Annotated in this window: 7 protein-coding genes; all 7 read right to left on the reverse strand. The window is 36.0% G+C overall.

Features of this window, described 5'->3' with window-relative positions:
• Positions 1–152: 152 nt before the first annotated feature.
• Positions 153–5,567 carry a MucBP domain-containing protein gene (locus tag AC0GLR_RS00605; RefSeq protein ID WP_495604897.1) on the reverse strand — a complete coding sequence of 1,805 codons (5,415 nt, stop codon included), beginning with the start codon at positions 5,565–5,567 and terminating at the stop codon, positions 153–155.
• 129 nt (positions 5,568–5,696) lie between these two features.
• Complete coding sequence (locus AC0GLR_RS00610) at positions 5,697–7,820, reverse strand: cation:proton antiporter (RefSeq protein ID WP_495604898.1); 2,124 nt, start codon at positions 7,818–7,820, stop codon at positions 5,697–5,699.
• 116 nt (positions 7,821–7,936) lie between these two features.
• Positions 7,937–9,400 (reverse strand): APC family permease, encoded by a 1,464-nt coding sequence (locus AC0GLR_RS00615; RefSeq protein WP_495604899.1) that lies wholly within the window; start codon positions 9,398–9,400, stop codon positions 7,937–7,939.
• A 20-nt stretch (positions 9,401–9,420) separates the two neighbouring features.
• Positions 9,421–10,752: an aspartate aminotransferase family protein gene (locus AC0GLR_RS00620; RefSeq protein ID WP_495604900.1), complete on the reverse strand. Its 1,332-nt coding sequence runs from the start codon at positions 10,750–10,752 to the stop codon at positions 9,421–9,423.
• Between the two features lie 473 nt (positions 10,753–11,225).
• Positions 11,226–12,389, reverse strand: coding sequence for an MFS transporter (locus AC0GLR_RS00625; RefSeq protein ID WP_495604901.1), 1,164 nt, complete (start codon positions 12,387–12,389; stop codon positions 11,226–11,228).
• A 105-nt stretch (positions 12,390–12,494) separates the two neighbouring features.
• Positions 12,495–12,788, reverse strand: a complete 294-nt coding sequence (locus tag AC0GLR_RS00630; RefSeq protein WP_495604902.1) for an antibiotic biosynthesis monooxygenase family protein — start codon at positions 12,786–12,788, stop codon at positions 12,495–12,497.
• Positions 12,789–13,137: 349 nt separating this feature from the next.
• Positions 13,138–14,691 (reverse strand): glutamine-hydrolyzing GMP synthase, encoded by a 1,554-nt coding sequence (guaA, locus tag AC0GLR_RS00635; RefSeq protein WP_495604903.1) that lies wholly within the window; start codon positions 14,689–14,691, stop codon positions 13,138–13,140.
• Between the last annotated feature and the right edge of the window lie 7 nt (positions 14,692–14,698).

Genomic DNA, 14,698 nt, shown 5'->3' on the forward strand with positions numbered 1-14,698 from the left:
CCTTGTTAAATATTTAGCTAAATTTTTTTATAAAATCGTGCGTTTCTATACGTTAGTGATTTTACCACAATTAGTTATTTTACTGATATTTAGCGTTTTTAAAAGAAAATGGAACAAACTCATTTTTGAGTTTGTTCCATAAAAGTATTTAATTATTTAATTTTTTTCTTTTTGAAACCATTTAAACCAAAGATTCCTAAAACTGAAAGTAAGAGTGCACCAAGCATCTCTAACAAACCATTATCCTTGCCTTGACCAGTTTGTGGCAAAGCAGTTGCTTTATTAAATGTAGAAGTGGTTGGAGCTGTTTCAGTCGTAGTAGTTTGAGCATCATCGCTTGCTGAATTAACCTGATGTGTATTTTCATTGTTTTCTGAAATTTCAGGTGTTACTTCATTAGATTGATTGTTAGTTTTAGTTGCAGGAAGATTGCTTCCATCATTAGGCGAAGTCGTTGGTTCAGCAGGAACTTGAGAACCATTATCACTCTTATTGGTAGGAATGTTAGGCTCAACCGGCGTCTGTGAACCATTGTTATCATTATCATCAATAGGTGTAGTTGGTTCAGCTGGATTTTGAGAACCATTTCCGTTGTTATCAGTTGGAGGGACTACCGGGTTATCCAGTTGATGGTAAACGACTTGAATATTCTGGTTAACTGGCATAAATTCACCACTGACCATAATCTGTTTGGTAGCATAACCTGCAATTATTGGGCTAGCAACGTTATATTTACTAGCAACTTTACCTTGAATCGTTTTTTCAGGAGCTACTTGGTTCCCATTTTGATCGACATAAGTGATGGTAACAGTTGAAACTACATCTTTTTTGTAAATCAAAGTTATTATTTGTTCATCTTTAGTATATTGACCAGTAAGGTTTCCAGTAGTTTTTTCATAGGTGTAACCAGTAATCTCAACTGGATTAAGATGGTAATAACTGCCAATTTTACCAGTTAAGGTTTGCATCGTCTTAATTTCATTACCTTGTTCATCAACATATTTAACCGTTACAGTTCCATCGGTCACTGGGGTAGTTTTTGCTTGATAAACCAAGGTAATATTTTGCGCTGTATCAGTATATTGGCCTGTTAAATTACCTTCTGCTTTTACATAAGTATATCCGTCAAGCTGTTTGGGAGTGACTTGATAAGCAGTACCGATGGTTCCAGTTAGACTGGTGGAGTTGGCAATCAGATTTCCGTTCTCATCAACATAATTAATGTTAACGATCCCATTAGTTACCGGAGTATTTTTTTGATAAACAAACGTTACTGTTTGAGCATCTTGTCCATAAATCCCGGTCGCACTCCCTTCTGTTTTTACGTAAGTATAACCAGTAATGTTAATGGGACTTTCTTTAAATTTACTACCAAAAGAGCCACTGTTAGTTATCGGTTCGGCAATTTGATTGCCATTTTCATCAACGTAGTTTACGTTTACTACGCCAGTACCAACCGGTGCGTCTTTCTTGTAAACCAAAGTGACGTTTTGAGCCACTGGGGTAAATTGGCCAGTTAAATTACCTTCATTTTTCTCAAAGGTATATCCAGGAATATCAGGAGGGGTAATTTCATAACTAGAGCCAATCTTTCCACTCATGGAAGTGTTACTTTGAATCGGATTACCATTTTCATCTACATAATGAACATTAACTACTCCTTTAGTATAAGGATTTACATATTGATAGAATAATGTCGCCCACTGTGGATTGTATCCATAAATTCCGGTTAGATTATTAGATGCTCTGAGATAGTTATAGTTCTTCACTTGTTGAACCAAAATATCATAGTTAGCACCAATATAGCCGCTCATGGTTGCTGGAGGTAATATAAAAATCCCCATTGGATTTCCCTGATTGTCTACTTGTTCATACTGTACATTGACCACTCCAGTTGGAGTTTGATAGTAAGGCAAGTTGATGATTCCATTTTGCGTAAAAGTTCCAGAAACGGGTGATTCTCCACCATAGGTGTATTTGTGATTTTCAATTTGATATTCAGGATTTAAACTATAATCTGAACCATAAACACCAGTAATTGTGGTTGTTTTCAGGATTTGATTATCATGATGTTCATCAACGTAATTAATAGTCATAGTAACTTCGTCGGGAGCATATACATATGTTACATCAGGAGTTTCGGTAGTATATCTACCAGCGACATTACCTTCTGTTTTAATAACGTGATAACCAGTAATTACTTTAGGGTTAGTTTGATAAGCATCGCCATATTTTCCCGTTAAATTATCGCTAGCAGCTAATTGATGACCTTGTTCATCTACGTAATTAACCTGTACTGATTCGCTATCAGCAGTATAAATGATAGTCAAATTATCATTAGTATTAGGGACAAGGGTGCTGATTACCTGATTTTGATTAGGAGTATAACCTGTGATTGTAGGAACAGTAAAGTCAATTTTAGTATTATCAGTTGACGTCCAGTCGTTCCAGTTAATTTCATTGGTTACATCATCTTTAGTTCCAGTTCGAGTAAACTTAGCTGTTATAACTTGGTTATCATGGGCCTGGGTTTTATCAGCATATTGATAATGGACAGTTAGTGACCCAGTTGTTGAATCAGTTACTTGTCCAGTAGCATGATTAAAGTGAACTGAATAAGTTGGCACTTCGCCATCAAAGTCAAAGGTAGCAGGGATATTTGCATTTACATAATGATAACCTTGATTTTCTAATTTTTGGATTTCAGCATCAACTGCTGATTTATCAATTGCTTGGCCATAGTTACCAGTTAGAAGAGTATCAGTTACACCATCAATCGTTTTTCCAGTTGTATCATCGATATATTGAACTTTGGCTGTTTCTTTATTAGCAGTGTAGGTTACGATAATGGTTTGCTTTTGATTCGCTGTTAAAGAAGCGGAAATAGTTTGTTGATTAGGTTTATACCCTTTAATGGTAGGTGAATTAACACTGACGCTTGTTGTTGCTGGAGACCATTCACCATAACTAATTACAGCTCCAGTTGTATCATCAACAATATTAGTGCGTTGGAAAGTTGCATCTTTGGTTGCAGTAGGTGCTGCAGTTTTACCATCGGCATATTGATATTTAACATTAACTGAACCAGTGCCAATTTCGGTAACAGTTTTAGTTCCTTTGACGGTTATTACACATGTAAAAGTTTTATAGTACCATCTCTTACCTTGATAGGAAAAATTGGGACTACCATACCAGTTATAAATAACATTGTATTTACCTGGAGTAGTTCTTAAGCTGTCTTCAGTAACTTGTTTGCCATCATCAGTTTCATATTGTACGGTTAATATTCCATCTGAAATGGCTTGTTTGATTTGTTCTTTATTTATCGTCTTAGAACCATCTGGATTGGTTAATGAGTTAATTTCATCCTCAGGAGTCCAATTCTTAGATTTTTCAGAATTGGCATACCAAGTATTAGTAGATTCACCATCAATCTTACTTAAATCAACTGCCCAAACCCAAGTTCCTGCATGGGAATTCCCGTCCATTAAAGTATAAGCGGTTAAACGTTGACCATTAGGAGAATAATTATTGCTATAAGTGTTATAAGGAGCATCAGGCAAATCACCTGTCCCAAGTTCTTGCCATAAACCAGAGGCAGGTAAATCAATTGTTGGTGGGATAAGTGTGCCAGTCACCATGTTAGTTAAACCAACAGTATTATTTAATACTGTATCTTTACCTAAAATTAGTTGCCATAATCCAAAGCTAACAAAAGTTTGGTTGTCATCATCATAAGTTAATACAACTGTATTCTCTAACATATTGGTCATATCAGTTACATTACGAGTATTAAAACTACTTAAATCGAGAGAATTTAACAAATTATCGGTAGAAAACATCTCTTTCATATTAGTAACTTTATCAGTATTAAAATTGTTCAGATTTAAGGCACTAACATACACAAATTTAAACATAGCTTCCATATTAGTAACATTTTCTGTATTGAAATTACTTACATTTAAATTATTTAATAGTTGGTCTCCATTGAACATAAATGACATATCAGTAACATTATGAGTATCAAGTTGTTCAATTCCTGTAATTTCTGTAAGTCCTATACGTGGGATAGTAGGACCATCAAATGGACTTCCAGATGTAAATAAACCACAGAACATGTAACTCATATTAGTAACATTACCAGTATTTTGAGCAAACTTTCCACCCACATTTAAATATTTCAAACTACCACAACCCTGAAAAATGCTCCTCATACTTGTGACATTACTCGTATCCCAATTGCTAACGTCTAAATCCGTAAGTTTATTATCATTAAAGAACATAAAATCCATGTTTTTTACATTGCTTGAATCGATTTTATTTAAACCGTTAATGGTAGTTAAGTTCTGTAACATCGTAAATAAATTAGAACTATCGACAGGAAGTTTTATTGGTGCATTAATGGTAATTTCTTTAACATTTTGCGTAATTTGTTGATCATTAAAAGGACTACCAGTTTCATTTCTTGTTCCAAGAGTACCAGAATTATCAAGACTTAGGATTTTATTATTTTGATCATATGCCCAATTGACTGTTCCCCAAGTTCCAGTTAAATCATCGGTATTATTTGTGTTTTCAGCTGCCAAATTTACATTTTTATTTCTTTGGTCATCGGCACTTAGATTTGTATTAGCAATGTTAATGTTTGTTGGAGTAGTAATCTTTAAAGCATCTTTAGGGAGATTATTGTTATTTTCAGCCGCAATTGAATCAATTTCTGGTTGATCATTAGTTGTATTTTGAGCACTCTGATCATTGTTGTCATTTTGTTTGATCTCAGTCGTTGTAGTAATTGGAGTATTGGGAATGATACTTTCTTGTGCATTATTAGTTACAACTGGATTTGAATTATCAGAGACTTGCTTATCGGTCTCACTTTTTTTGTCAGGAATAGTTATATCAGCTTCTGCTTTGGCAGATTGGCTGCTTGCTGTTTGAACTTTGTCTTTTTGATTTTCATTTATGACAGAAGTATTTAAATCATCTGTTTGTTTTGGATTATTTTGATTCGACTCATTATCTTTAACTTGTTGATTATTTGAAAGTTTATTATTTTCGGTAACATTTTTATTTTCAGTATCAGACTTCTTAGTAGTAATATCTATGTCTGTATTGGTTACCTTATTATTTTTAGAATTATCAGGTGTAGTTGTAGAAGTATCTAGTTGATTTGATTCAGTTGTCTTATTATTGTTTGAATTTTGTGTTTGTTGTTTTTCATTATTTTCAACGTTATTAGTTTTGTCTTGTTGCTCATTACTATTAGTAGAAGTGTTGGCTGCGGGAGTATTATTCACATCTGGCTTATTATCAGCAGTTTGACTATTGGCATTTACTTTATCAATATCATTAGTTTTGATATTATTGGTGTCTTGATTTTCAGATTCTTGTTCACTATTTTTTTCATTAGTAGTAATTGTATCGCTAGCATGAATATTGATATCGTTTCCGACAAGTAACCCAGTTCCAAGCGAAAAGGTTGCAATGGCGGAAAAAAGCCAAATCTTACCAGATTTGTACATTTTGTAATGTAATCTAATTTCATCATTCTTTTGTTTTTTTAACATAATTCCTCCTTTTTAAATATTACATTGTTATATCAACTTTGAAATCTAATTATAGATGGTATTTTGTGATAGTCAAGATTAATAGCCCAAAAAAAGAAACTGGAGATTTACTCAACAGTTTCCTTTTTATTATTCATTTTCATTCTTATAATCATTCAGAAGAATCGTTTCTTCATAGTTTACATTTTGGCGTAAACGTAATCCCATACTTTTAGGAATATGATGATTATCGATTAAAGTATCAATTGCTTTTCGTTCTGCTTCAAGTGCCTGAGTTTTTAATTCCAAGACTTGAGCTTCATATTGCTGTTCTTCAATTTCTGAGTCACCGAATGATTTAGCTTCTTGGATTTGATTTTGATAATAAACAATCAAGAAGTGGACAGTTTGAGCAGAAAAGTCTTTTTTATTGATGTCATCACGGTTAAGGAATTTTTTGATAGCATCAATTGCAGCTTGTGATCCAACTTTTTGAACCAAACGTAAATCAGATTTAGTCTTTTTACTTTCAGATTCATTCCACTGCCAGACTTTGATTAAGCGAACCAAACGATCGAGTAAATTCAAATGAGGCATGTTTCTTTGGGTTTGCTTATCGCCATTAATCTGCGAAATTTTGTATTCAGTATGATTTAAACGGCGACTGGCAATCCAAAAGGCATCCTTATTGATCAATTTTTGTTTGTACAAGTTGTTGATAGCATCACGTTTACCGTTTAAAGCAACTCGTTGTAAGGCTAGTGTTTCATTCATTTTTTTATTGAAAGCAGCTTTATCATGAAACCGACGCTGATATTTACGAATCGCCACTTCATAATCCATAATAATATCAAAAACCGCTCGTTGATTAGCTTCTGTCCGATTGGATTCAAGATAAGCAATAGCAGAATTCATCATATAAAGTCTGGCAACGTCAAAACTAACATAATGATGTTCTTCGTCAGGCTCGTCATCGTCATCATCAGATTCTTCGTCCTGAATTAAAGTAGCTCGGGTTTGCACAGTCCCTTGACCAGGGGCAATCAGCGGTAGTGTAATTGAAGCTGCTAATAAACTGATGATAATAACACAAGCAGCAATAAACAGCATCAATGAACGATCAGGGAAGGGTGATCCATTGCCCACAAATGCTGGAACTGATAGGACTCCAGCCATTGTAATGGCACCACGAACTCCAGATAATCCGGCTAGCAAAGCCACACTAAATTTTGGCTTTTTAGTTTCCTTCTTACTAATATAGTAGGAAAAAGATTGATAACCTAAAATCCAGATAATCCGAATCATTAGAATCATGAACCAAATCACGAATGCGTACCAGATGGATTTAATGGTTCCGTAGCGCGTACTCTTAAAGACAGCAGTCATCGCCACTGGTAGTTCGATTCCTAAAATCAAGAAAACAACTCCATTTAGACAGTAGACGATGACATCCCAAGTTCGGTTAGTTAACAGAGTAATCTCGGGAGTTTGTCCGGCAACTCGTTTAGTTTGCACATGATCTAAAATTCCAGCCGTTACCACAGCAATTACACCCGAGGCATGCAGGAAGTCTTCAGCGACAACGTACACTAAAAATGGTGTCAAAATTTGGAGTACCACGTTGAAAATTGCGTCGTGAAAATGCACGTTATACAACTGATTTCGGACCCAAATTAAGAGATACATAATTGCAGCCCCAACTAAGAAACCAACAATCGACATGTATACAAAATCACCAGCTGCTTTTGAAATTGAAAAGTAACCAGTCACAACCGCGGCAATCGCATATTTAAAGGCAATCAATCCACTGGCATCGTTAATCAAACTTTCACCACTAACCAAGTGCAGGATGCTTTTTGGCAGGTTAACTCGTTTAGAAATTGACTGTACGGCCACAGGATCAGTAGGCGACAGAATGGCAATTAAGGCGAAACTAACAGCCAACGGCATCGTAGGAACTAGCCAGTTAACAAAGAATCCGCCAATAATAGTGGTAATAAAGACCAACAGAATCGCATTTTCAAAAATTGGTCCACGTAACTCCCACAATTCTTTTTTCGGGAAATCTCGTCCGTCATTGAATAACAGCGGGGCAATGAATAGTAATAAGAACCATGTTGTATCTAGTTCGATTTTAAACTTAAAAAAGACGGCAATTAAGACACCCAGGGCGACCTGAATTAAACTTACCGGCACAATCTTAATATAATGACTTGCCACATTTGAAACTAAAACCAGGCCAAGCAAGACTAATACAGCTTCTAAAATGGTCATCGATGAGTTCCTCCTAATTATTGTTTACCTTAATTATACCGAAAAAAACTGGTTTTATAAAATTTTGTTTGAAATAAAAAAGAGAGACCTAAAAGTCTCTCTTAATTTTTATTATTTTAAAGGTTTTCTTCAATTTCATCATCACTAGGAGAAGGAATATCAGAGTTAGCATGTTTCATTCCGTAAGCAAAGTAGATGATAACACCAATCAAGAACCAAACTGCCGAGTAAATCTTAGCTTGAACGTCAAGTCCCATGAAGATGGTAAAGGAACCGATGAAACCAAGAGCAGGCAAGATTGGATAAAATGGCTCTTTGTAAGCAGCCTTAGGCAATGATTTACCTTCACGTTTTCGCAATGGGTACATTGCTAGTGAAACTGCCATAAAAGCAATCAAAGTTCCGGCAGAGATTAGTTGTGCCAAGAAAGTGAAAGGGAAAACAGCTCCCAAAATAACTCCAACAATGGTGATCATCCAGAGTGCATTGCTAGGAATTTTCTTTTTGTTCAATTTACCAACAGCTTTTGGCAACATTTTGTCACGTCCAAACGAATAAATCAAACGAGAACCGGCCATCATCATTCCAATCAAGGCAACCAACATCCCGGCAACGGCAACTGCTTGAACTACACTGGCAATGATAACGTGACCACCTTGACGCAATGCCCAGCCAACTGGTTCAGCGTTGTTAGCGTACATCGTGTATTTGAACATTCCAACCATTACAAGAGAAACACAAATGAAGAAGATGGTTGCGATAACTAGCGAGCCAATGATTCCACGAGGCATAGTTTTTTGTGGATTTTTAGCTTCGGCAGAGTTAGAAGCGATTGAATCAAATCCGATATATGAAAGGAAAATCGTTGAGATACCGGCATAGATTCCTTGCCAGCCACCGAAAGTTGTTCCATCGGCATTAGGATGACTCTTAGGGAAAAATGGTACATAGTTTTGCATTTTGATGGCTGTTGCACCAACCACAATAAAGGTAATGATAGCAAGTAGTTTCAAAACAACCAAAATATTTGAAATTTTAGTGGTCTGACGATCACCGCGCAAGAGAATGTATGTAACTAAGGCAACCACAATCACAGCGATAATATCAATCACCCCACCGTTAGTTCCTAATGGGGAAGCAATTGCTTTTGGTAATGCAATTCCTAATGGTGAGATCAGTCCCTGCACATTCGAGGAAAGACCAGCTGCCACGAATGCTACGGCAATCAGATACTCAGCTAAGAGGGCCCAACCGACAATCCAGCCCCAGAACTTACCGAAAAGAACGGAAATCCAAGAATAAGCTGATCCGGCAAAGGGAAGTACGGATGCCATTTCAGCATAGTTCATGGCAACTAGTCCAGCCACCACTGCCGCCAAAATAAATGAAATAACAACAGCAGGACCAGTGTAGTTTGCAGCTACAATCCCAGGTAGGGTAAAAATGGATGTTGATAAAATTGTTCCAAGGCCAAGAGCCAAGAAATCTTTAACAGTCATGGTTTTTTCCAAGCTTTTATCCTTAGACATGTAAAAATGAAAATCGACTTTTTCATTCATTTTTTTGAAAATATTTTTCATTGTTTTAAAACTCCTTTAAGTTACCAACCCATGTTGGTAGGGGATTTAGTTAATTTTCCTTCATTTAATTCTTGCATTGCTTGTTCAATTATTGCAAATGCTTTTTTTAAATCAGATTCATTGATAACGAGCGGGGGTTGAAATCGTAGAATGTTGCCACGAACTGTAATCATTAGAGCACCAAGTTCAAAGATGCGACAAATCAGTTTGGTAGCAGCTTCACTATCCGGTTTGCCAGTTACTGGATCCACGATGTCAATTCCCCCGTTTAAACCATAAATACGGACGTCACCAACAAAAGAAAACTTATTTTTCATTTTATCAAAAAATTGGTGTGCCTGCTTGCCTAATTTTGCACTTCGCTGGACTAAATGTTCATTTTCAATGACATCAAGAGTTGCGTTGGCAGCAGCAGTTGTTACTGGATTACCAGCTGTGGTGTATACATTTCCAGGTGCATCAAGAGCATCCATGACTTCTTTGCGACCTAAAACGGAACTAAGCGGCAAACCAGAAGCAATCGATTTGCCAACAGCAACCAGGTCGGGATGGACATCTGGAAAATAATCAATTGACCACATTTTTCCACATCGGCCCAAACCTTGGTTAACTTCATCAACCGCAAACAAAATCCCATGTTCTTGGGCAAATTGATAAACTTGGTTTAAAAATCTTTCAGGTGCTTTGACAAATCCACCATCACCTTGGATGGCTTCAATCTCAATCACTGCCGTTTCGTCGGCAGGGAGATAAGTTTCAAATGGTAATTTAAATGCAGCAAACATCCGATCACTAAAATCGTCATCGCTTTCATTGGGAAGTTTGTACCAAGGACTAGGGAAAGGAACTTTAACTACTCCAGGCAGTAAAGGTCCAATCTTGCGAGTCATATTGAGACTGACGCCCGAAGTACTAATGGATCCATAAGTCGAACCGTGGTAGGCTCCGGTAAAACTCACAATGTACTGACGACCAGTGTAAGCTCTAGCAAACTTGATGATTGCGTCGTTAGCATCAGAACCAGAGTTGCCAAATGCCACTTTGACTGGTCCATCAATCGGAGCTAATTTTGCTAAACGCGGTGTTAACTTTGCTTCAGGACTCGTGGCAAAGTAGGCGGGAGTATATTGAATCAGCTGACTTGCTTGATCTTGAATCGCTTTAACCACGTGGGGATGAGAATGACCAGTATTAGTTGAGGAAGCACTTGATAATAAATCAATGTACTTGTTATCATCTTCATCTGTTAAGATGGCATCTTTTCCTGATTTGATAACGATATCAAAATATTTAATTCGATCGGCTTTGGCATAATGCTGCTGTTCTTTATCCAGGACTTCTTGATTAGACATTTGAAACACTCCTTTAATTTATTAAAACTAATTGCTGGCAATCACTCCTTTAGGTAATAAAAAAGTCCTCCAGTTTATTTAAACTGCAGGACTGATATTTTCCCCACAGCTTAAGTTGAGAAAACTGCGAGGATTCTAAGAAGAAATTAGCTTTGACGAAAAAGCATCTTATTATCCACACAATTTTTAATAATTAATGCGACTAACACGACTAATAAAATGCTAATAATGTAAAATACTACATTTGTCATTGCTAAAAACTTCCTTTCTTTAATATTTTTTTAAATTATAAATTGAAAAAAGTGGTTTGTCAACGCTTTTTTTAACAAAATCTTAATGAAATGTAAAATAAAAGCTGTAATCGTGGTTTAATAACGAAGTTACAGCTTTTATTTTTAGTTTATTTGAATGATTTACGAACTATTGGTAAGTTGATGTAATATAAACCGTATAATTATCTAATTTTAATTTAATTATGCTTTGTAACGGTGGGTTAGACACCACAAGACAACTAGAAGTAATGCGGTATAAATTGCTCCGCCAATTCCAAGAAAAGGAAGTCCCACGGAATTAACAATGATTCCACCCGTAGCTGACCCTAACGCAATCCCAACATTACTAAAAATGGGATTAAATGAGGATGCTAAAACTAGTGATTGTGGATACTTCTTTTCCGCAATTTGCATATAAAATAGCTGACAAGTTGCCCCGGCTAAATAAATAGTGAAGCCTAGTAAAATGATCAAGCATAAATCAATAACAGGAACTTTAAAGAATATCGATACCCCTAGTAAAGCGATGGTTTGAATCACATAATATTTAAAAACACGTTGAAAACCATTTTTAGAAGCTAGACGTCCCCCGGTTTGGTTACTAAATAAGCAGGCGATTCCATAAATTACTAAATAAATAGTTACAAAGTTGATACTATAACCAAAAGAATCAGTTAGAATGGGCGTTACGTAGGTATAAAGGACATAAACCGCTCCTAATGAAAGGACTGGAACTAAAAGACCCAGTAAAATTCTTTTGTCAGTTAAAATTTTAAATTGATCGGTAAAGTGTTCAACCTTTTTCTGTTTCAAGTTATGAGGAAGAGAGATTTGAAAAGCGATTAAAACTAATGTTGACAGAATGGCAATTAGCCAAAAAGTTAGTCGCCAGCCGACTTGACTACTTAACCATGTTCCAGTTGGAACACCAAATACAGAAGCAATACTAAAACCTGAGAAAACCCAAGAAACAATCCATGCTCTTTTTTCAACCGGTGCAATATATGTTGCAAAAGTAATTGCAATTGAGATGGTGATTCCAGCAACCAACGCAGTGATAATTCTTGATACTGTAAGAATCAAAAAGGTTGGGGAAACTGCAGACAATACATTGCCGAAAATAAAGATTGCCATAGTTAAGCCAATTACTTTATTGAGCCGATGTTCACCAACTAATAAAGATAAGATTGGAGTCGAAATAGCATAAACGACCGCAAAAATGGTTGTTAATAAACCAACACTGGCAATGCTGACGTGAAATGAACCTGCAATATCACCTAAAATTCCTACAATAATAAATTCACTCAGTCCCAACATAAAGGCAATTGAAATTAAGATGAGGGTTTGCATTTTAAAACTTTTCATAAATAAAACTCCTTAAACACACAAAAAAAGATTCTAGGGCAGGGGACGCCCTGGAATCATTAAGTACAGTAGTTGTATTATATCATCAAACATTGGGTTGTAGACCTAATTTATGGATTGAAATTTGGTTACTTTCATGTGTAATTTATATTTATCTCGTAATTTAGCAATTTCTGACATCATTGGAGATTTATGGTGGGTATCAAGTGCAGCTTGATCATTCCAAACATCAATTAATAAGATACTTTCGTGATCTTCAAAAGGAGTGAAGTATTCATAATGTTGATTTCCGGTTTGTGCTCTAATACGTTCAACGATACCAGTTTTGATCATTTCTTCCGCAAATTTGTGAGCATTATTTCCAGTTCCTGAATAAAGTATGTTAATTGTAATTTTCATATTAATGACCTCATTTAATTAATTTCAACTGCTTTAATTTATTATTATCTTGGTTAGTAATAGCTGTAATTGCAATCTTAAACTTTTCCATATCAAAATGTTTTCTTTTGATTTTCTTTAAGTCTCTTTCAAATTATTTTGTAACTTATTACATACAAAGTATAATACGATTTCATGATATTAACATAAATATTTATAGTACAAAAAAACAGTTGAAATATAAAAAGTTTCAACTGTTTTTGGGCCTTATAAAGGGACACTTAATCCTAATTTACCTGATTTAATGGAGTTTAATGCCTGCGTAAATGCTTTGAAAACGCTGTAATTTAGGTAATGTGTTTATTAGTTACTATTCGTATTCAATCGTTGCCGGTGGCTTACCAGTAATATCGTATAATACTCGGTTAACTCCAGCGACTTCGTCAACAATTCGTTTGGAAACTTTACCTAATACTTCCCAAGGAACTTCTGCATATTCAGCAGTCATTCCATCGACAGAGGTTACGGCACGAATCGTGATAGCCTCGTCATAAGTTCGTTCGTCACCCATGACACCAACGCTGCGAATCCCGGGAAGGGCAGTGAAGTATTGCCAAATTGTCTTATTTAGGCCAGCTTTGGCAAATTCATCACGTAAGATAGCATCCGAATCACGTACCATGCGTAATCTTTCAGGAGTTACTTCTCCAATAATTCTAATCGCTAATCCAGGACCAGGGAAGGGCTGACGCCAAACGAGTTCTTTAGGCATGCCTAATTTTTCGCCCAGTTCTCTAACTTCGTCTTTAAAGAGTTTGTTTAAAGGTTCGATTAGTTTAAATTGTAAGTCGTCGGGCAAACCACCCACGTTATGATGTGATTTGATTGTTTGGGCAGTGTCGGTTCCAGATTCAATTACATCAGTATAGAGCGTTCCTTGCGCAAGAAAATCAACGTCATCAAATTTACGAGCTTCTTCTGAGAAAGTATCAATAAATTCTTTACCAATGATTTTTCGTTTCTTTTCAGGATCGGTTACCCCTTTTAACTTTCCTAAGAACAACTTGCTGGCATCGACAAAATCGATATTTAAGCCAAAGTCATCTCCTAGCGAATGTAAGACTTGTTGTGCTTCATTTTTTCGCAACAAACCATGGTCTACAAAGACTGAGACTAATTGGTCGCCAATCGCACGATGGAGTAAAACAGCAACAACTGATGAATCAACTCCACCAGATAATCCTAATAAGACACGTTTGTCGCCTACTTCTTCACGAATAGTTTCAATCGCATCATTAATAAAGTCTTCCATGGACCAGTTGGCTTCAGCACCCGCAATGTCAAAGACAAAATGGCGAAGCATTTCGCGACCTTCGTCAGTTAAGTTAACTTCGGGATGGAATTGAACGGCATAAAAACCGCGTTTCGGATCAGCCATTGCTGAAATTGGGCATGAACCACTGGTTGCAGTGATTTCAAAGCCATCTGGAACTTTGGTAACAAAATCACCATGACTCATTAAAACAGTTTGATCGGGTTTCAAATCCTGAAAAATTTTAGAGTTTTTATCGGTAATTTCAATTTTAGCTTGACCATATTCACTATTGTCGGCAGTAGTGGTTTCTCCACCTGGCAAATCATGAGCCATTAATTGCATTCCATAACAAATTCCCAAAATAGGAATTCCAAGTTTGAAAATTTCTGGATCAATATCTAATGCATTTTTTCCATTAACACTATTGGGACCGCCAGAAAAGATAATGGCTTTTGGTTTCATTTCTTTAATTTGAGCTGCCGTTATAGTATGTGGTTTTAATTCTGAATAAACACCCATTTCACGAATACGGCGGGTGATTAGTTGATTATATTGACTTCCAAAGTCTAAAACGACTACGGAATCATAATCACGAATGGTTTTTGCCATCGGTATT

This window comes from Fructilactobacillus sp. YLN 2412, from assembly GCF_059488745.1.